At 36.0% G+C, this 20,528-nt stretch carries 20 protein-coding genes and 1 pseudogene; 17 read left to right on the top strand and 4 right to left on the bottom strand.

The genetic code is table 11. From position 1 onward, the window contains the following. The first annotated feature begins 192 nt into the window (after window positions 1-192). Complete coding sequence (locus tag Q4493_RS13360; protein WP_303453518.1) at window positions 193-900, top strand: helix-turn-helix domain-containing protein; 708 nt, start codon at window positions 193-195, stop codon at window positions 898-900. Here Q4493_RS13360 and Q4493_RS13355 read toward each other — a convergent pair. After that, on the bottom strand, window positions 897-1,271 hold the full coding sequence (locus tag Q4493_RS13355; RefSeq protein ID WP_303453515.1) for a hypothetical protein: 375 nt from the start codon (window positions 1,269-1,271) through the stop codon (window positions 897-899). The two genes, Q4493_RS13360 and Q4493_RS13355, sit on opposite strands and share 4 nt — an antisense overlap. Before the next feature lie 217 nt (window positions 1,272-1,488). On the opposite strand from Q4493_RS13355, the gene Q4493_RS13350 reads away from it, so the two are divergent. The 3 genes from Q4493_RS13350 (at window position 1,489) to Q4493_RS13340 (ending at window position 4,578) form a co-directional block, all read left to right on the top strand. Beyond that, window positions 1,489-2,250 carry a SapC family protein gene (locus Q4493_RS13350; protein WP_303453512.1) on the top strand — a complete coding sequence of 254 codons (762 nt, stop codon included), beginning with the start codon at window positions 1,489-1,491 and terminating at the stop codon, window positions 2,248-2,250. Between the two features lie 106 nt (window positions 2,251-2,356). Further along, window positions 2,357-3,919 carry a hypothetical protein gene (locus tag Q4493_RS13345; protein WP_303453510.1) on the top strand — a complete coding sequence of 521 codons (1,563 nt, stop codon included), beginning with the start codon at window positions 2,357-2,359 and terminating at the stop codon, window positions 3,917-3,919. Window positions 3,920-3,969: 50 nt separating this feature from the next. Then, window positions 3,970-4,578, top strand: a complete 609-nt coding sequence (locus tag Q4493_RS13340) for a YjaG family protein (protein ID WP_303453507.1) — start codon at window positions 3,970-3,972, stop codon at window positions 4,576-4,578. Between the two features lie 69 nt (window positions 4,579-4,647). On the opposite strand, the gene rsmD is transcribed toward Q4493_RS13340, so the two are convergent. Further along, on the bottom strand, window positions 4,648-5,253 hold the full coding sequence (gene rsmD / locus Q4493_RS13335) for a 16S rRNA (guanine(966)-N(2))-methyltransferase RsmD (RefSeq protein ID WP_303453505.1): 606 nt from the start codon (window positions 5,251-5,253) through the stop codon (window positions 4,648-4,650). A 113-nt stretch (window positions 5,254-5,366) separates the two neighbouring features. Between rsmD and ftsY the strand changes: the two genes are divergently transcribed. The 3 genes from ftsY to ftsX are packed head-to-tail and all read left to right on the top strand — an operon-like array spanning window position 5,367 to window position 8,259. Beyond that, the gene (gene ftsY, locus Q4493_RS13330; protein WP_303453503.1) at window positions 5,367-6,560 is read left to right on the top strand and encodes a signal recognition particle-docking protein FtsY; all 1,194 of its coding nucleotides are present in this window, start codon (window positions 5,367-5,369) and stop codon (window positions 6,558-6,560) included. A 27-nt stretch (window positions 6,561-6,587) separates the two neighbouring features. Then, window positions 6,588-7,271, top strand: coding sequence for a cell division ATP-binding protein FtsE (gene ftsE, locus Q4493_RS13325; protein ID WP_303453500.1), 684 nt, complete (start codon window positions 6,588-6,590; stop codon window positions 7,269-7,271). A 1-nt stretch (window position 7,272) separates the two neighbouring features. After that, window positions 7,273-8,259, top strand: a complete 987-nt coding sequence (gene ftsX / locus Q4493_RS13320; protein ID WP_303453497.1) for a permease-like cell division protein FtsX — start codon at window positions 7,273-7,275, stop codon at window positions 8,257-8,259. A gap of 57 nt (window positions 8,260-8,316) precedes the next feature. Here the strand turns inward: ftsX and Q4493_RS13315 are convergent, their stop codons facing one another. Next, window positions 8,317-9,531, bottom strand: a complete 1,215-nt coding sequence (locus Q4493_RS13315) for an EAL and HDOD domain-containing protein (RefSeq protein ID WP_303453494.1) — start codon at window positions 9,529-9,531, stop codon at window positions 8,317-8,319. A 243-nt stretch (window positions 9,532-9,774) separates the two neighbouring features. On the opposite strand from Q4493_RS13315, the gene rpoH reads away from it, so the two are divergent. Both rpoH and Q4493_RS13305 read left to right on the top strand, forming a co-directional pair. Continuing rightward, the gene (gene rpoH / locus Q4493_RS13310; protein WP_303453492.1) at window positions 9,775-10,641 is read left to right on the top strand and encodes an RNA polymerase sigma factor RpoH; all 867 of its coding nucleotides are present in this window, start codon (window positions 9,775-9,777) and stop codon (window positions 10,639-10,641) included. A 168-nt stretch (window positions 10,642-10,809) separates the two neighbouring features. Beyond that, entirely contained in the window at window positions 10,810-13,428 is a 2,619-nt protein-coding gene (locus Q4493_RS13305) for an EAL domain-containing protein (protein ID WP_303453490.1), read from the top strand. A gap of 17 nt (window positions 13,429-13,445) precedes the next feature. On the opposite strand, the gene Q4493_RS13300 is transcribed toward Q4493_RS13305, so the two are convergent. Further along, on the bottom strand, window positions 13,446-14,381 hold the full coding sequence (locus Q4493_RS13300) for a hypothetical protein (RefSeq protein WP_303453488.1): 936 nt from the start codon (window positions 14,379-14,381) through the stop codon (window positions 13,446-13,448). A gap of 195 nt (window positions 14,382-14,576) precedes the next feature. Between Q4493_RS13300 and tatA the strand changes: the two genes are divergently transcribed. From tatA to Q4493_RS13260, 8 genes and pseudogenes are all read left to right on the top strand, one after another. Beyond that, window positions 14,577-14,807, top strand: coding sequence for a Sec-independent protein translocase subunit TatA (gene tatA / locus Q4493_RS13295; protein WP_303453486.1), 231 nt, complete (start codon window positions 14,577-14,579; stop codon window positions 14,805-14,807). A gap of 3 nt (window positions 14,808-14,810) precedes the next feature. Then, window positions 14,811-15,101, top strand: a pseudogene (gene tatB / locus Q4493_RS13290) (Sec-independent protein translocase protein TatB); the annotation flags it as partial. A gap of 59 nt (window positions 15,102-15,160) precedes the next feature. Next, a complete protein-coding gene (gene tatC / locus Q4493_RS13285; RefSeq protein ID WP_303453481.1) occupies window positions 15,161-15,928 on the top strand; it encodes a twin-arginine translocase subunit TatC in 768 nt (255 codons plus the stop codon). Further along, window positions 15,915-16,460, top strand: a complete 546-nt coding sequence (locus tag Q4493_RS13280; RefSeq protein ID WP_303453479.1) for a hypothetical protein — start codon at window positions 15,915-15,917, stop codon at window positions 16,458-16,460. Before tatC ends, Q4493_RS13280 begins: the two co-directional genes overlap by 14 nt. Window positions 16,461-16,470: 10 nt before the next feature. Next, entirely contained in the window at window positions 16,471-17,259 is a 789-nt protein-coding gene (locus Q4493_RS13275) for a TatD family hydrolase (protein ID WP_303453477.1), read from the top strand. After that, complete coding sequence (locus Q4493_RS13270) at window positions 17,256-18,602, top strand: diguanylate cyclase (RefSeq protein WP_303453476.1); 1,347 nt, start codon at window positions 17,256-17,258, stop codon at window positions 18,600-18,602. The genes Q4493_RS13275 and Q4493_RS13270 overlap by 4 nt, the downstream gene beginning before the upstream one ends. Continuing rightward, entirely contained in the window at window positions 18,595-19,635 is a 1,041-nt protein-coding gene (hemB, locus tag Q4493_RS13265; protein ID WP_303453474.1) for a porphobilinogen synthase, read from the top strand. Before Q4493_RS13270 ends, hemB begins: the two co-directional genes overlap by 8 nt. Further along, on the top strand, window positions 19,636-20,502 hold the full coding sequence (locus Q4493_RS13260) for a DMT family transporter (protein WP_303453471.1): 867 nt from the start codon (window positions 19,636-19,638) through the stop codon (window positions 20,500-20,502). Window positions 20,503-20,528: the final 26 nt, after the last annotated feature.

Below are 20,528 nucleotides of genomic sequence, written 5' to 3'. Positions count from 1 at the left end.
TTACATTTCGTTAAACTGCGTTATCGATTTTATTAGATCTGCGCCTTTTGGTTAAACACAGCTTAGTTATCACTCATCAATCGAATGATAGAACAATATTCATGAATATCTTGGCATATTCATCTTTATATTCCTGATATGATAAATAAGAATTCGCTTGAAATTTAATTGATTCAAGCAAAAGGACAGACAATGAAACTTGGTGAAAAAATAAAACAACTGCGTCAAGATGCTGGTTTAACGCAACCTGAATTGGCAGAAAAAGCACAAATAGAGCAATCATATTTATCAAAGTTAGAAAATGAAAAAGGCTCCCCTTCATTTGAGGTTATTTCAAAAATAGCTAGCGCCTTTGATATGGATGTATTCACTTTGATTGATAGTTTAAGCATGTCGTATTTACAAGAAAATTTACAGCACATTCCGGAGATTGCCGTAAAGTTAGAATCTCGTCGAGAAGCGAAAAAACAAAAGATGCGCCGAAGTTATGTTTTGGCCGCCATGCTGATTGTTTTGGGTGTTGCTTTTGTCATTATTGGCAATTCATCAACAATTTTTCCTTGTTCGGTTTACCAATACAAATCAATGGGATTGATTAACCAAGGGGAAATTAACAAACACTATCAAATGTCACCACTTAGAGAACTCGCCGAAGATTGGGATAAATCAAATAAGCGTATTGCAAAAAATATTGCTCGTTTAGATGAAAGCTTAATATTAACTCGCAGCTATCAAGGCGAAGGTTTTGTCGAAGGATATGGCAATAAGCGCCGTTATTATGAACTAATAGATGTTCGAGAGATAGAATCACCGATGAAGGATTTAGCTGTTGTCTTTGGCTTTATTTTCTTATTAACGGGCGGGTTTATGATGATCTATCTCTTTAAATGGCAAGATTAATCAGATGATTGACCACCAATAGAGTAGTTTTTATATTGAGGGTAATACTCGATATTGTCGCACCAAGTACTGAAATTCGTATATGAATAGCGCTTATCATTGGCGGTAAACCATCTGGAAGTAGCCGCAGGAGGTAAACGAAATTTTGACTTAAAACCATCAATCGCGACCCAACAAGCAAGCTCTTTGGTGGTTTCATTTTTAATTTGCGTGCGGGCGAAACCTTCAGCATTATGACTATTATTAACTGTAATTTTAGCTTGGCTTAAAGCAGAAAATGAATAAAACATAGGCACGATACTGATAAAAATCAGAATTAATGAAGATAATTTTATCTCGTTAACTTTTATCGTTTTATCAATAAAACTCATTTTAATTCACCAAGTTATGTAATAATTTTGTCTAACTATAGTTAGCTTCAAATCAAAATTGACCAATTTTTATTATATTTTTAATTATTCACTATTGAAAGCATTAACCATCGTCTCCATTACTTATTTCACATTAAAAGATCTGTAAAAAATAATTAGTTCAACAGTCCTAAGTATATACAGAAAAAATTTCAAAAAAGTTAGAGTGAATTAAAATATGAATATAGTAGCCATCAAAAAAGAGCAACATCAAAATTTAAAAGTTGCCAATCAACGCGATTTATCGCATGTTGCCAATCAACATATTGCGCCAATTAACGTACGTGAATTCCCTCAAGCTTCAACAAGTTACCCTATTGTATTAATTAAAGATCCTGATTCTGAACGTTACCGTACTGTGGTAATGCTGGGCTTAGAAGCGGGTGAAAATTTATACCATGAAGAGAAAAAATGGCAGGCCATTTATATTCCACATTCAATTTCTATGGTGCCATTTTCACTAGGATTAGATCCTGAAAAAGAAAAAACCTTAACGGCTTGTATTGATTTAGATAGTCCATTTGTCGGTGAAGATAAAGATCAAGCTTTATTCGATGCAGAAGGCAATGATACAGATTATTTCAAAGGCATTCAGGAGCAATTAGGTCGTTTATATGACAATGAAGTTGCTAACGAAAATTTCGTTAAAATTTTATTAGAAAATGATTTATTACAAGAATTAGAACTTAATATTGCTTTTAACAATGAAGAGAAGAAAAAACTGGTTGGTATTTACGGTATCAACGAAGAGGCGCTTCACGGTTTAAGTGATGAGAAAGCATTAGAGTTTTATAAGTCTGGTTTATTTATGCCTATTCACGCGATGTTAGCTTCTGCTGGTCAAGTAAATCGTTTAGCTCAACTTCGTAACTCGAGTGAAAACCCGGTTAAAGTTAGCGGCATTCAATACAATGTAGTTAAAGCTGAAGAAGCAAAATAATCTTTCATTGAAAAGGTTTACTAATAAGGGAGCTTAAACGCTCCCTTTTTTATTGTAGTAAGCTATGCTAGTTTTAGTAAAAGCAATTAACTTTTCTGAGGCTTGAATGGTTGAAAAGAACAAAATCCCTAAAGAATTAGATGATAAAATTCAATCTCTTGCTGGTGAAATTTATGTACAGATAGAAGAAAAAGTCACTAAGTTTTTTATTAATCAGCAAAAAACAAATGAAATTACCGATGAGGTCATCGAAAAACATCCTCAATATCAATTAATTGCTGACCAGCTTAACTTAGAAAAAAGCAAAAATTCCGCATTAGAAACCACACTTAACAAAACCAAAAAAGAATTCCAAGAAAAGTCAAAATCGTTAGAAAACACCCTTCAAGAGCAACAACAAATAATTACCAATAATGCTGAGTTTAATGAGGTAAAACTAACGGATACAGAGGCGGCACTACAAGAGAAAATGGCTGAAAACGCTAACCTTTTGGAACAGGTTAAGCAATTAACCGCAACAAATCAGCAACAACAAGAGCAAATTGCCAACGCTGAAAGTGTTACTCAAGAACAGCAAAGTCAATTAGACACTCTACGTGATTCTGAAAAATCTGCACAAAAAAATGCCCAAGCAAAGTCGGCAACGTTAGATGTTCAAAATCAACAAATTTCTGAATTACAAAATCAACTGAATATTTCATTAGCTGAATTAGCTCATATTAAAGCGGAACAAACGCAGAACAGTTCAAGTAATAAGCTAGCTTTAACTGAATATCAACAACGAGAATTAGCATTTAAAAAACAAGTTGAACAAGCAACCAAGGATCAAAAGCAGAGCAAAGCGCTGATTGATAAATTACATTTGCAGTTAGCAGAAGTAGAAAAAACCAATCAAGCATTGCAACAAAACGTCATTGAGCAAACAGAACAACTCCATAGCCAAGAAATTACAATTACCACCAACCAACAAACTTTTGATGACCAAATTAAGCAACTTACTGACGCTCAAGCGGAAAATGATAAATTTTCCGCAGAAAAAAATGCGCAAATAAATGCCTTACAGCGTGATAATGAAAAAGTTTCAACGCAGCTAGAAACGGCAATGGCGTCTCTGGAAGAAAGTAATAATAAATACAATGAACAAACTAAAAGCTTAACGACATTAAAAGCAGAGCATCTCGAGTTGCAGAAAAATAATGGTCAATTACAACAAACTATAGAGCAACAAAAACAACAACAAGCGCAGGCTGATGCAAAACTGACGGAAATGCAGCAACGCATAGCAAACAGCGAAGCGCAACACAGTAAAAATGCTCAGGCACTTATGCAGCTTCAACAAAGTTATGACAATTTAGCGACTTCATTTGAGCAAGCTAAACAAGAGGTTGACCATTTCCAAATCATTACAGAAAACCTCACGAAAGATCTTGAGCAAGCAACAAAAAATATTGAACAAAATCAACAACGTTATAATGCACAAATAGAGAAAAGAGACAAACAAGAAGTTGAATATAGTAAGGCTCGAGATACGATTAAGTACTTACGTGATGAAAATGCAGAGTTATCGCAAAAGCTTGAGAATCAAATATCAGAACTTGAAACTAAGTTAACCGAATATCGATTACGATTTGAATATGCACAAAAAGAATTGGCAAAAAAATCATTATAATTATAAATACTCGTTATAATCGGGTCTGTTTTTCAAAATAGGAAATATTGGTGTCAATTCATATCCCTTTAACTAAATTAACTCAATGGCAAAAAATAGCCTTTTGCGTGACGTTAATTGAACGCATGTTACCCAATTACAAAGCATTTTCCGAAAATTCGGGCTTTGGAAATTTCCAACTCATTCGTAATCAACTCGATTTAATTTGGCAACGATTAGATAAAAGTCAAAAAGTGAATATCAATTATGATGCTCAACTATTGAAGTTGGAAGAGCAAGTTCCTGATCCTCAAGCGTTTGACTTATTTGGTGTTTATCCCGCTTTAGATACTTCCATGGCCGTAATGTCGCTTTTACAAGCCATGCAAGATAAAGAAGGCGAAGGTTTTGAGAGTATTTCTCGCCTTTCTCAAGGTAGTGTTAACTTTTATGTAGAACTTTGTTTAGCGCAAGAACTTGATGAATCAAACTCAGCAAATACGGAAGAAATATCGCAACAACTTATTAATGAGCATCCTTTAATGGAATGGGAAGCTGCAACTCAAAACGAACTCTTCGATTTCTTAAAAAACTCTCCTGAAAACAAAGCGACTATCAAAGCATTGAAAAATATGGTGTCTGAGCAAGGCTTATCAAATTTAGGAATAGAAATTCAATAAATCTCATTCCTTCAAGCTAGTGCAGTTAACAACAAACGAGTTAGCTATTTTAATGGCTAATTCGTTACTCTACTCTTCACAATATTGATATAAACGATAACTCACTTGCCCAGCACTTTTTTCTTTTAATAGCGACCAATGGTTAGGTATCAATACCTGATTATTTTCGCTTTCCATTTCTAAGTAAATTAGCGCTTGCTTCGTTAACCAATTATTTTCAAGTAACTTAATAACTTCTTCAGTTAAGCCTTGCCTAAACGGTGGGTCGATAAAAACAATGTCAAATTTTGACTTTGGTGTATCAGCTAAATAAGTTAAAGCATTGGTTTGATAAACATCAACATTATCAGCGTTTAATAGGGCTTTATTCTGTTGTAATTGTTTGGCGGCATTTTTATCCAGTTCAATTAAAGTCACTTGTTTGGCGCCACGAGAAAAAGCTTCAAATCCTAAACTTCCTGCTCCAGCAAAACAATCTAAGCAATTACTTTGCTGAATATATGGCATTAACCAGTTAAAAACGGTTTCTTTTACTCTATCTGTTGTTGGCCGTAAACCATCTGACATCAGCACAGGAAGTTTTCTCCCACGATGCTTGCCAGCAATAATGCGAATATTACCGGTAGCTTTGGATTTTTGAGACCCTTTTGAAAGATGATTTCTGGTTTTGCGCATAAGTTAAGCTACTTTAGTTTTTTGTCAGCAGTTTAGGTGTTATTATTCAATTTTATCCTTGTTTAACGCGTTATGACTACAACTATTCATAATGCAGAGAAAGAAATAATCGTATGTCGAAAAAGAAAGGTATGTTTTCTTGGTTGGGTCTTGGTGGCCAAAAAGAAGAATCAGCAAAAGAGTTAGTTGATGTAGCAAGTCAAGAAAGCGAACAAGACTCCGTTGAAAATAACCGTGAAAATCAATCAGAAACGATTGATATAAAACAGGAAACTGTTGATGAATCGCATCCGACGATTGAAGATAATCTAACAGAATCTAAGCCAGAACCAGAACCAGAACCAGAACCAGAACCAGAACCAGAACCAAAATCTGGCTTTTTTACTCGATTAAAGCAAGGTTTATCTAAAACTCGTCAAAACCTAGGTGGTGGCGTCTTTGATTTATTTCGTGGGAAAAAAATTGATGATGAGTTATTTGAAGAGTTAGAAACACATCTACTGCTAGCCGATGTGGGTGTTGAAACCACGACTAAAATTATCAATTCATTAACTGACTCAGCTTCTCGTCGTCAGCTAAAAGATGCGGAATCTTTATATGAATTGTTAAAAGCAGAATTGCAAAAAATTATCGAACCCGTTAGCCAACCTCTTGAAATTCCTGAAGGCGAAGGCCCTTTTGTTATCCTAATGGTTGGAGTAAATGGCGTAGGTAAAACCACCACAATTGGTAAATTAGCCAAACAATTTCAAGCACAAGGTAAGTCCGTGATGCTAGCAGCAGGAGATACCTTCAGAGCTGCAGCTGTCGAACAATTACAAGTATGGGGTGAGCGAAATGATATCCCAGTGATAGCTCAGCATACGGGTGCTGATAGTGCTTCAGTGATTTTTGATGCCATTAGTGCCGCTAAAGCACGAAAAGTCGACGTCTTAATTGCTGATACGGCTGGCCGTTTACAAAATAAAAACCATTTGATGGAAGAGCTTAAAAAAGTTGTCCGTGTGATGAAAAAATTAGATGAAAATGCACCGCACGAAGTGATGTTAACCATAGATGCAGGAACGGGACAAAATGCCTTAAGTCAAACACAATTATTTAATGAGGCGGTTGGTTTAACAGGTTTAACGCTAACTAAACTAGATGGAACTGCAAAAGGTGGTGTTGTATTTGCGGTAGCTGATAAATACCAGATGCCGATTCGTTATTTAGGTGTTGGTGAAGGCATTGATGATTTACGTCCATTTAATGGCGCAGATTTTATCGATGCATTATTTGTTGATAATAATTCACCCGATGCTTCATAGAAAACCAACCGATAAGAAATTAAATTAATGATCCGCTTTAATCATGTCAATAAAACTTATCCCGGTGGCTTTATCGCGCTAAATAATGTCAGCTTTAGTCTTGCTGCCGGTGAAATGGCATTTTTAACAGGACATTCTGGAGCGGGTAAAAGTACATTATTAAAGCTGATGAGTTTAATGGAAAAGCCCACTAGCGGCCAAGTGATGATCAATGATGTTGACTTGTCGACGGTAACTTATCAACAAATTCCTTATGTTCGACGTGGCATAGGCATGATTTTTCAAAATCATAACCTACTGATGGATCGCACAGTTTTTGACAATATTGCTCTACCTCTAATTATCGAAGGTTTTAGCCATAAAGAAACAAAAAAACGTGTTGATGCAGCTTTAGATAAAGTCCATTTATCTGATAAATCTCGTTGTTTTCCTAATATGCTTTCAGGTGGCGAACAACAACGCGTAGGAATTGCACGTGCGTTGGTAAACAAGCCGCCAATTTTATTAGCGGATGAACCGACAGGTAATCTCGACCCTAAACTTTCACTTGATATCATAAAACTCTTTGAAGAATTTAATGACATGGGTGTTGCTGTATTAATTGCCACTCATGATTTAGGGTTAATTGCTCGATTAAAATATCGTACGCTTACACTTAAACAAGGTGCGATGATCGATGATGGCTTAATTGAAGGGCTGGGAGGAGAATAAATTGACTAAATTTTCTGACAGCAGCTTTTCGCATCGTCATTCTGATAAGCCCAATGTAGCGGCAAAAATTTCAGCACGTCTTATTCGTCATTTACAACAAGCGATTGGTAGTTTAGGTGATCTATGGCGAACACCCTTTACTTCGATGATGACGATATTGGTCTTAGGGATCAGTTTAACCTTGCCAGCGACTCTTCATTTAATTGTTAAAAATGCTAAATCTATTTCTCAGCAATGGGATTCTGCTTCAGAAATTAGCTTGTTTTTAAAGCTTTCAGTCGATGATAAATCAGCAAAAAACCTTGTCCAGCGTATAAATTTATATCCTGAAGTGGCAGAAGTTAAATATATATCTGCAACAAGCGCATTAAAAGAATTTAAAGAATTATCAGGGTTTGGCGAAGCTCTAGAGTATTTATCATCAAACCCTTTACCTGCCACTATCCTTGTTACACCAACGCAACGCGCAAGTAAAACTCAAGCCGCCCGAGAACTTTTACAAAAATTAGAAAATGAACGTGAAGTAGAACAAGGTAAGCTAGATTTAGAATGGTTAACCAAATTAGAAGCAATAACCTTATTGATTGAGGATATCGTGATAGGTATTGCAATATTGCTCTGTTTATCAGTAGTTTTAATTATTGGTAACACAATACGCTTAGCGATTCTTAATCAAAAAGATGCGATTGCTGTGATGAAATTAGTTGGCGCAACTGATAGCTTTATTCAACGTCCTTTTTTATATTCTGGTGTTTGGTATGGAGTGCTAGGCGGGGCTGTAGCAGTGATTTGTGTGGCGATATTGGCACAATATTTTACCGGAGCATTAATCAATTTAACGGATTTATACCAAAGTGACTTTCAGTTAATTGGTTTAGACGCTGCTGAAATGTTTATCTTGATTACCTTTGCTATTTTATTGGGGCTAGCAGGCAGTTATATTTCAGTAAGAAAGCATATTAGAGCGATAGAACCTACCGCTGATTAAACTATATTTACCTTTAGAGCCTCAATATTTCTTAAATGGGAGCTTTCAGGTTAACACTTATTGATTTGATAACATGCCATCCGTCCAAGCAAGCGCTTCTTGATGAGTTTCAAAACAATACTCAGCGGTTAAGTCTATTTTTTTCGCAAACGCTTCACTTTTTTGCCAATCTCCGGTCTCAATCAACTTAGCTAATGTTAAATAATCATTTAAATAATTACTTTCATTTCGTAAGGCAGATTTAATCTCTGGGTGAATGGGTAAAGCTTTTAAAACAAACTCTAAATCATGATCTAATACGCCATCAATCATTGAAAGCATGCCAGTAAGAAACGCCTTAGGGGGGTTTTCTTCATCCAGCTTAGTTTGTGAAACTAATTCACAGAATTTTGCTCGATTCAAAGATAAGCGCATCACCTCATCACATTTTCCTGCATTTAAATCTGATAAAGCTAATAAGGTGATAAATTTCTTTAATTCAAGCTCCCCAATATAAACAAGGGCATGCTTTAAAGAAGTAATTTCCTGGTTATTCCCATAAGTGGGACTATTGATAAAGCGCAATAATTTATAGGTTAGCCCCGGATCAGCACTGAAGATATCGCCAATCACTTCATTGTCTAATTCAGTCTTACTTGCTTGGCCAATCAGATCTAAAATGTTTTGCTTAGCAGTAGTGATTTTTCGTTGTTTTAGGATTTCTGGTTTCGCAAAAAAGTAGCCTTGAAATGAAGTAAAACCTAGCATCTTTAGCTTTTCAAATTGTTCTAATGTTTCTACTTTTTCTGCTAACAAGGTAATATTTGAGTCCGGAAGTGTACGAATTAATTTACTAATATCTAATAGAGAAAAAGCTAATACATCAACTTTAATGATATCGATAAAGGGAAGTAAAACATCCCATTTTTTATCAAAATCGAAATCATCTAATGCTAGCGTGTAGCCTTTTTCTTTAAGTAATTTTACGGTCTCGATAAGCTTATTCGAAACATCAAGGTCTTCTAAAATTTCGATAACGACTTTTTTAGGATCAAGAAAACTTGGGAACCGTCGAATAAGGGTGATGGCATGAAAATTAATATAACCAGGTAAATCACCAGTAATTTGTTCAATACCTAAGGTTAAATGATTATTTGTTAAAATATTTGAAGTGGCTAAATTGGGATCAATATTTGGGAAACTATTGCTTTTTCCATCACGAAATAATAACTCATAAGCGATAACATTCTTATTAATATCTAAAATAGGTTGTCTGGCTACATATGAATACAAAATAATACCTCTAACAAATACGCTAAACCAAAATTTAATAAATATGTAATTTAGTAGGCAACATCTTGTTATTACTTTAAAAATCTATTTAATTTAACAAATTTACACAAATTATCTTCGTTACTATGAAAGCATTTATTGTATCGCCGTGTCTAGTAAGTTATGTTGAGTATAGTAAATACTCGATCAAAGAAAAGGTTCGTGTTAATATCGCGAGCCAGGTATAAAAAAGGGTTTAAATAAATGAGTGATAATATTCAAACAATGGCGCTAACGGTTCCACAAAGCGGCAGTATTGAATCATATATGCAATCTGCTTATAGCATCCCTATGCTAACAGCTGAGCGCGAGCATGATCTCGCAACTCGTTTATATGCAGAAAATGATTTACAAGCGGCGCAAGAGTTAATTATGTCGCATTTACGCTTTGTTATCCATGTAGCAAAAGGTTATGCCGGTTATGGCTTACCGCAAGCTGATTTAATTCAAGAAGGTAACGTTGGATTAATGAAAGCCGTTAAACGTTTTAATCCTGAAGTTGGTGTACGTTTGGTATCATTTGCTGTTCATTGGATTAAAGCAGAAATTCATGAGTTTGTGCTTAAAAACTGGCGTATTGTTAAAGTCGCTACTACAAAAGCTCAACGTAAATTATTTTTTAATTTACGTAAGAATAAAAAACGTTTAGGTTGGTTTAGTAACGATGAGATTACTAATGTCGCTGAAACACTTGGTGTAAGTGAAAAAGATGTTTTAGAGATGGAATCTCGGATGACTAGTCAAGACCAAGCGTTTGAATTGTCTTCAGATGATGATGACAATGCGATGGGCTCAGGTAATTTTTCACCGGCACAATATTTAGAAGATAAACAGTCTGACTTAGCCACGGAAGTGGAAGATCAGAACTGGGAAGATCATGCTAACAAACGTTTAATGAATGCTTTGGTAACTCTAGATAATCGCAGTCAAGATATTGTTAAGACACGTTGGTTAAATGACGAAAAAAGTACATTGCAAGAATTAGCAGATAAATATGACATCTCAGCAGAGCGAGTTCGTCAGTTAGAAAAAAATGCACTAAATAAGTTAAAAGCAGGCATGGCCTCGTAAGCTAATTGGTGTATCAACCTGATTAAAGCCGACAAGATAGTCGGCTTTTTTATAGGTATAAATAAAATAGCGACATGTTTAGCATATTTACACTAGTAAAGTAATCATATTTTGGTAGACTAATCGCTCAATAATAATACTAATAATAAATATAATGGGTTAGCCTTAATGGAAGTAAGGGCGAAAAACGACCTTCAAGCTGCACGCCAATTGCCTAAGCTCAAGTCGTTACTAAAAAAATATCGTCAAATTACAACGATGCAGTCGGGATTACTTCAACTCTCAGAGTTGGCAAGTACAGTCACCGATATGGCATCATTTTATCCTGCCCTCGAATCAGTCATCAAAACGCTTTTAGTGACTGATAGCTTTCATATTGTTTTGTTAAATAAATCTCGCCAACTTTCCCTTGCATATAGCCACAACTCGAAAGAAGAACAAATTTTAGAACATTTTGAGATCAACCATTGGCAACATTCACTAACCGGATTAGTGTTTGAAGAAAGTGAATCTTTTCATTGTAGTTCTGCAGAAAGAATGGCGTTAGTTCGCACAGAAAAAATTGCTTTTTATGGGTCACCCTGTGTTGATTGGTTAGGTGTTCCATTAAAACGCGGTTATCAAACCATCGGGGTAATCGCTTTACAAAGTTACGATAAAAAACTCTTTTTTGATGACCGGGATTGTCAATTATTAGAATTTATTGCCGAGCATTTAGTTACTGCCATTGATCGAGTGCGAAGTCGTGAATTACTTGAAAAAAACATTCGACAACGAACACAAAAACTTACCGCCACCAATGTAAAATTGCAGCAAGAAATTGCTGAGCGCCAAAAAGCCGTTAAAATGCATAAAGCGTTATTGGCGATATCAGAATTGTCCTCTTCAGGCAAAGATATCAACAGTTTTTACGAAATATTACATGGTGAGGTAAATAGCTTTTTACCGGCAAAAAACCTATACATTGCGTTATTATCTGATGATAAAACAGAGTTATTTTTTCCTTATTATCAAGATGAAAAAGTTGCCAGCCCTACACCTAGAAAATTAGCGAATGGTTTAACTGAATTAGCGATTAAAACCGGACTACCTTTATTAATTGTTGATGAAAGTGTCTATATTTTGTCTGAGCAAGGCACGATTAATAAGCAAAAATTTTCGCTAACTTATCCTGCAAAACAGTTACCAAAAGCATGGCTAGGCGCACCTTTAATTGAAAATGGTAAAATTATTGGTGTATTAGCGGTTCAACATTATCAAGATGAACATGCCTATCAGCATTGTGATTTAGAATTAATTCGCTTTGTTAGTCAGCATATTGCTTCAGCAATTATTAGAAAAAAAGCTCAAGAAGCAGTGCAGCAAAGTCATGAACAATTAGAAAAAATAGTCAATCAACGCACACAAGAATTACAGGCAACTAACCTTAATTTGCGAATGCAGATTGAAGAACGCCAAAAAGCTGAAGAACAATTATATTTTGAAGCCAATCATGATGCGTTAACAAAGCTACCTAATAGAGCAATGTTCTCAGACCGACTAGCTTATGCATTAAGTCATTTAAAACGTCATCCTAACAATCGGTCAGCGGTATTGTTTATCGATTTAGATCGCTTCAAAGTAATCAACGACACCTTAGGTCATCATGCCGGTGATGAATTCTTAATTGAAATTGCTGCTCGTTTAAGTGATTGCGTTCGAGATAATGATATTTTAGCGCGCTTGGGGGGTGATGAATTTGTTATTTTATTAGATTCTTTACAGTCTCAAGATGATGTTGAAGAAGTCGCTTCGCGCATCATTAGTGCGATTGAAAAACCCTTTGAATTAGACGGCCATACATTATATTCAAACGCGAGTATTGGTATTGCCTTGTGCGGCCAGCAATATAAAGATTCCAATGAAATATTAAGAGATGCCGATGCTGCCATGTATCAAGCTAAAAGTTTGGGGCGTGGTCGTTATGTCTTTTTTGATGAAAGTATGCGTGAACAACTTATTGCTAGTATGACGCTTGAACAAGAATTGCGTATCGCCATTAAAGAAAAGCAATTTGAATTACATTACCAGCAAATATCCGACCTTGAATTAACAAGTACCATTGGCTTTGAAGCGTTATTACGTTGGCAACATCCAACGAAAGGTTTATTAACGCCAAGCGAATTTTTGTTTATGGCGGAAGAAACAGGGATGATTCTTGACATTGAAACCTGGGTGATTGAAGAAGTTTGTTTGCAGTTAAAAAGCTGGCAAACCAGCGACGAATATCAGCATGCTTTCATTGGGGTAAATTTATCAGGCAGACATTTAACGCAAGCAAATCAATTGTCGCATTTAATAGATTTAATTAAATTAAATACCGTTGAGCCAGAAAGACTAATTTTGGAGTTTAATGAATCTGCGTTTAGCCAACATACAGAATTAGCGTTAAAAGGCTTACGAAAACTAAAAGAGTTTGGTGTTAAGCTGGCATTAGATGATTACGGTGCAGGTTTATCGTCATTAAACTTTTTACACAGTTATCCATTTGAATTTATTAAATTAGATCGCAGCTTTATTCGTTCATTAAATTCAAATTCTGAGAATATATCTTTGGTAAAAGCATTGCATGACCTAGGTAGCAAGTTTGGTTACCGCTTAGTGGCAGAAGGCATAGAATCACAAGATATGTTAGACAGACTTCAACAAGTAGGGTGTGAATTTGGCCAAGGCTATCATATTAGTCGTCCTGCCAAAATTGCCAAACCTCAAAAAGCCGAACAAGATTTACCGAAAGCGAGAGCTTAGCTTCATTTTTATATGAGTTACCCCTTATAAAAAAAGCCTTCAACTCTTAAGGCAATTCCAGGTGTTGTGGTGTAATTTTCTTGTTCTGACCACTCTAAAAATGGCTCGACTTCAAAAAATAACCAGCTTTTTAATGCATTAAAGCGATATCGATAACTTAACGTATAGTTATCAATTAAAAACCCCTTTTCACCATTTCGCTCACCTTCAACTTTCAATGCAAGAATTGTTGCAGAGTTTTGTTCTAATTGCGTTAATTGGTAAAAGCCATGCTTCCATCGAATACCACTAAAGGCCTCGGAACCACGTATGCTGTAATTAACTCTAAGCTGTGAATGCTTATTTAGTTGATAGTCATACTCAAGTAACAGTTTTGCCCCTAAACCATCATCAAGAAAGTAATATAAGGAGGGTTCAAATCTAAAACTATGCGTATTATCCCATGTATATCGACGTTTATGTCTTGCTTTCACAAAGATATCGCCACCAGATATGCCGATTCGAGACTCAAGTAACCGGTTTTTATCTTTTTTATGGGTAAACCTTACTGCTGCCGCAAAACTCTCTTCATTCCCTTCTTGATGCATTTTAGGGGAATCTAGCGGCAAATTGCTTTGATCAAGCTCGTCATCATCCGATAAAATCAAATCAATTTTATCTTTAAAATGTGGCAATTTCACTTTGATACGAAATCGCGTGTCTATTTCACTCCAATCTCGAGCTTTAGGCTCCCAACCGATACGTATCCGGGCATTAGTTCTAGGTTTAGATTGTTCGGTGTTTTCATCTAAAAAAAATTGATCAAACCATACCGCCGATTGATAGACTGAATTCGCTATTGACTGATGAAGGTTTTCCATCCACAAGTAATCTCCTTTAGAAAGTGCACTTGCCGCCGCTTTTTTCATCTCATCATCATTTTTTTGTTCGACGGCTTTTGTTTCTATAGACATCGCTTTTTCCGACGATTGTGCAAAAGCACTACTAACCATAAAAATAGCTATTATTGTTCCGAACAAGATATTTGAAAAAATAATAAATAATTTTTGCTGCAAAGTTTGTTTTACCTCATATTTTACTTGGCTAAATGGTGCTTTTTTTTCAATTAACTTTATAATGGATTCACTTGAATTATAGGAGTTTTTTTTATGGGTGGTATAAGTATTTGGCAATTAGTGATAATTGCAGTCATAGTGGTTTTATTATTCGGCACTAAAAAATTACGTAACTTAGGCTCTGACCTTGGTTCAGCAGTGAAAGGATTTAAAAAGTCAGTAGCGGATGACGATAGCACAACAGCAAAAAATGATGCCTTAACTGATAGTTCAAACACAGAAGCTAAAGTTGAAGCCGACGCTAAAGATAAAGAAAAAGTTTAACTGATGTTTGATATTGGTTTTTGGGAATTGCTGCTAATTTCCATTATTGGTTTATTTGTTTTAGGACCAGAACGATTGCCCGTGGCAATTCGAACGGTACGAGGCTGGATCAGTGGCGTAAAAAGTTTTAGTAATAGTGTTAAAACTGAATTAACAGAAGAACTGCGTATTCAAGAACTGCATGCTAATTTAAAAAAAGCAGAAGAAACAAATTTACAAAATTTGTCTCCAGAAGTTGCAGAGTCTTTAAAAACGTTACAAGAAGCAGCAGAATCCGTGAATCATCCATACAAAAAAGACGCTGATGCTGAAAAGGGCACTGAGTCTAAAAGCAAAAAAGAAAATGATACCTAATGAGTTCATCTACTAAGCAATACACATTATTTGATCATCTATTAGAATTGCGCTCTCGATTACTTAAAGCGGTATTAGCTGTTTTAATCGTGTTTTGTTCAATGATCTATTTTGCTAATGATATTTATGAATACGTATCTAAGCCTCTAATAGCAACGATGCCTGAAGGGGGGCAGATGATCGCAACCGATGTAGCATCATCATTTTTTGCCCCTTTTAAATTGACCATTGTTTTAGCTATTTTTATTGCGATGCCATATATTTTGTATCAAGTGTGGTCGTTTATCGCACCAGGATTGTATCGAAATGAAAAAAGGTTAGTTGGTCCGCTTATGTTCGGTAGTAGCTTTCTTTTTTATGGCGGTATTGCTTTTGCTTACTTTGTGGTATTTCCCATAGTTTTTGCGTTCTTTACTTCGGTGGCGCCAGAAGGAGTGAATATTGCAACAGACATTAGTAGTTATCTTGATTTCGTGCTCAAGTTATTTTTTGCCTTTGGTGTCGCGTTTGAAATTCCAATCGTCATCATTTTATTATGCTGGACAGGCTTTACTACACCGCAAAGCTTACGTTTAAAAAGACCGTATGTCGTCGTGGGAGCATTTGTTATTGGCATGTTATTAACGCCACCAGATATAATTTCACAAACATTATTAGCAGTACCTATGTTGTTGTTGTTTGAAGTCGGTGTGCTTATCTCATCGATTTATTATAAAAAGAGTGATGATGAAGAACACTCCGAGGAAGCAGAAAATGAAATTAAGTAAACTCGTTATATTGTTAATTACTGCTGTGTATATGTTTAATGTTCACGCTGATACTTTAGTTGATCTTAAAAAATGTGCAGAAAATAAAGACAGCTTAGAAAGATTAGAATGCTATGACAATGTGGTTAAATGGTTAGATAGCCACGTTTCATCAAAACCAACAGACTCATTAAGAGTAACAGAACCGAAAGATCACACCACTCCTGTAGCCATTCGTCCGAGTCAAGCTAAGCCTGTGGTTGTTCAACAGCCACAAAAACAAAAACAAGTTGATGATTTCGGCGGCGAGCACTTAAAGAAAGACAAAGAAAGTATCGAGGAAGTATTTTTTACAGTTAAATCAGTAAAGAGAGTGAGGCAAAATAAACTCGTTGTCACTTTTAAGAATGGACAAGTGTGGTATCAAACCGATGATAATTTTTTAAAAGTATTACCTGGTGACCGTGTCAAATTATCTAAAGGAATGCTAGGGGTTATATATTTAAAAACTGAGAATCAGAACAGAAGAATTAAAGTTAAACGCAGGAAATAGTGAACTTATTTTGATAGATATAGGTGTTAATTTAACTAGCGCTCGCTTTGACAAAGACAGATCAACCGTAATTGAACGAGCAAAACTAGCAAATATTAAAGGACTTTTAGTAACCGGAACAAATGTTGCTGAAAGCCAAAAAGCCTTATCTTTTTGTCAAGAATATTACCCCTATTTAGCCTGCACTGCTGGCGTTCATCCTCATGATGCCGATCAGGTTGATGATAACTTTATTGCGCAGCTGAAATCATTGGCTGAACATAATCATGTAAAAGCGATTGGCGAATGCGGTTTAGACTTTAATCGCAATTTTTCTACACCTAAAAATCAACAACACGTTTTTGCTCAACAAGTTATGTTAGCTAGTGAAATCAACTTACCCCTTTTTTTACACCAACGAGATGCCTTTCAACCATGGTTTGATATTTTATCACCGTATATTGATAAAGTTCCTGCTATGGTGACCCATTGTTTTACCGGCGACTTATCGCAATTAAAACAATGCTTAGATGTAAATATGTATGTAGGAATAACTGGCTGGCTATGTGATGAACGCAGAGGTCAAACTTTACGTGATATTGTGAAATATATTCCTCTTGATCGTTTGCTGATTGAAACTGACGCGCCCTATCTTACGCCTCGGACCATACGTCCGAAACCGAAAAGCAGTAGAAATGAGCCAAGTTATTTGCCTTATGTGGTCGCCACATTAGCAGAATTAACCCCATATTCTGCATCGGAAATCATGCAGAAAACTTTTGAAAATTCTCAACAAGTTTTTGCCTGGGAAATACAATGAATATCATCGCGCAATATTTTATCGACAGTATTGCTTTGGGTGGTATATTCACGCTTGCCATAGTGTTATTTAGTGTTTTTTGGGTAAATAAAAGCAAAACATATGGCTATTTGTCAGCGTATTGTTTACTGACATTCTTCACCCTTTCAACCATACAGAACGTAGATTTTTTTTCATCCGTCGAATTAAGAGATAATGACACAATATCGACGCTTTTGTTGTTTATATCTTTCCCTTTTTTATTGATGTTTTTGCAAGAATTTTTAGCACTTAAATTAAAGCGCTATTCGGTAAAATTGTTAATCGCTATAGTAACTTTGCTGTGCACGATGACAGTATTCTCACCATCAGAATTTGTGTATTTGTTGACTCATATCGCCTTATTTTTAACGTTATTTATCTTATTTGCAGTCAATTATTTATTATTCAAAGAAAAGCATAATTTAGTACCTTACTTTACCGCGCTGTCCCTTATTTATCTGATTAGCGTAACAAGCAATATTCTTATATTTGGCTGGCATGAATTAAATGGGGGAATATTCAGCGTATGTTATTGGCTACTGGTGATGGTGTGTTTATATGTTTTAAATCGACAGGCGATGTTATCAAAAGCAGAAATAAAGGCGTCAAAAGCTGAAGCAATCGCCGAATCTGAACAGTATCAAGCTGCTTATCAAAAACTGTTAATTCAGCAAGAAGAAGACCAAGAATTATTAGAATCTCGCGTTCAAGAGCACACGTTAGAGTTAAATATTGCCTTACAAGAACTCGAAGAAGTAAACCGAGAATTAAAAGAAAAAAACACCCTAGATGAATTAACAGGTTTATATAACCGCCGTTTTTATGATCAAAAAATATTGGCTGAATTTAGACGAAGCCGACGCAATTTAACTCCGCTTAGTTTAGTGGTAGTTGATATTGACCATTTTAAACAAGTCAATGATACCTACGGCCACTCAGCTGGTGATAAATGTCTCATAATATTGGGTAAATTAATTCAACAAGTTTTACGTCGTAGTAGTGATGTTGGTTGTCGTTACGGCGGTGAAGAATTTTGCTTAATTTTGCCTGAAACCAATATTGATGGTGCCGTAGCCTTTGCTGAAGAATTACGTGAATTAGTGCTTGCAACGTCATTTAATTTTGATAGCACGTCGATAAATTTAACGATTAGTTGCGGTGTTTGTACTTATCAACAACAAAAAAATGTTACCCCTATCGATATATTTGATGGTGCCGACAAAGCCTTATACCAAGCGAAAGCCGATGGCCGTAATCAAGTACAAATAAAAGAAATTATTGCAGCAACCTTTAGTCTGCAATTAGGAGAAAATGATGAGTAATGAATTTGGTCAATTTCCAGCACGCCGCATGCGTAGAATGCGCAGAGATGATTTTTCTAGACGTTTAATGGCCGAGCATCAATTAACGGTAAACGACCTAATTTATCCGGTATTTGTGCTTGAAGGAGAAAATCAACGAGAAACGATACAATCAATGCCTGGGGTAGAACGAAAAAGTATTGATCTACTGCTTGAAGAAGCACAAGAACTCGTTGATTTAGGCATTCCCGCTATCGCTATTTTTCCAGTCACACCAAATGATAAAAAATCATTAATGGCTGAAGAAGCCTATAACCCCGAAGGCTTAGCACAAAGAACGGTGCGAGCGTTAAAAGAAAAATTCCCTATGCTGGGCGTCATTACAGACGTCGCCTTAGATCCTTTCACCACTCATGGTCAAGATGGTATTTTAGGCACAAGCGACAGCGGATTAAACGGTATCGACCAAGGTTATGTCTTAAATGATGTCACTAAAGAAATTCTAGTAAAACAAGCCGTTTCTCATGCTCAAGCGGGTGCTGACGTAGTGGCGCCTTCAGATATGATGGATGGCCGAGTTGGTGCTATTCGAGCAGCATTAGAAGAAAAGGGCTTGGTAAATACTCGTATTTTAGCGTATTCCGCAAAGTACGCTTCTAATTATTATGGCCCCTTTCGAGATGCGGTTGGTTCTGCCGGCAATATTAAAGGGGGTAATAAGCATTCTTATCAAATGGACCCAGCAAACAGCAATGAAGCATTGCATGAAATTGCACAAGATATTGCTGAAGGGGCCGATATGGTTATGGTGAAACCCGGCATGCCTTATTTAGATATTGTCCGTCGAGTAAAAGATAATTTCCAAGTTCCTACCTATGCTTATCAAGTGAGTGGTGAATACGCAATGCATATGGCCGCCATTCAAAATGGTTGGTTGGCTGAAAAACCATGCGTAATGGAAGGGTTATTAGCGTTTAAACGAGCTGGCGCTGACGGTATTCTTACTTACTTTGCGAAACAAGTTGCCCGCTGGCTTAAGGAAGACACCAAGTAATTGAACAATAAAGTTAGTCAACAGAAAAAGCATGGATTACTAGCCATTCACGGTGCAGTGTTGCTGTTTGCGCTTTCAGGGCTTTTTGCTAAATGGCTAACTTTACCAGCAATGTTCATCGTCTTTGGACGGGCTTTTTTCGCGGCGATCTCTCTGGCTGCTTTTATCATTTTGTTTAAAAAGCAATCGTTAAAAATAAACGTCCATACTTTATTTGCACTAATGATTACCGGTGCAATTTTAGCGATTCATTGGGGGAGTTTTTTTCAAGCCATTCAAGTATCAAATGTAGCAATAGGTTTGATCACATTTGCAACCTTTCCTGTGTTTGTCAGTTTATTAGAACCGATCTGTTTTAAAGAAAAACTCGCTCCTCGTGCTGTTTTTCAGGCGTTATTGACCATCTTAGGTATATATTTTATTTTGCCGGAAAACATCAATAATAGCGGCATAGTTAACGGGGTTTGTTGGGGCATTGCCTCGGCTTTTTCTTTTGCAATATTAACCTTATTAAATAGAAACTTTGTCGTTAACAGCTCAGCAACGACCATCTCTTTTTATCAAAATAGTTTTGCCGCGATACTCTTAATACCATTTATACTCGAAAGCGCCAAATCAGTATCTTTTGAACAAGTAGTACTTTTAGCTTTATTAGGCATTGTATTTACAGCTTTTGCTCATTCACTCTTTAACTACTCATTAAAAACAATCACTGCACAAACGGCAAGTATTGCAGTTAGTTTGGAACCTATTTACGGCATTATTGCTGCGTATTTCCTTCTTAATGAAACTATTTCGCTAATGATGTCCATTGGCGGTATTATTGTTTTAGCAACTAATGTGTGGGCATTACGCAATCACGAGTGATTTGTCTATGGTTTGATCGCTTTGCT

Origin of the sequence: Colwellia sp. 1_MG-2023, from assembly GCF_030546755.1 — a bacterium.
In the GTDB taxonomy this organism is placed as follows: Bacteria; Pseudomonadota; Gammaproteobacteria; order Enterobacterales; family Alteromonadaceae; genus Thalassotalea_H.
This window is presented reverse-complemented; position numbering and strand designations above follow the sequence as displayed.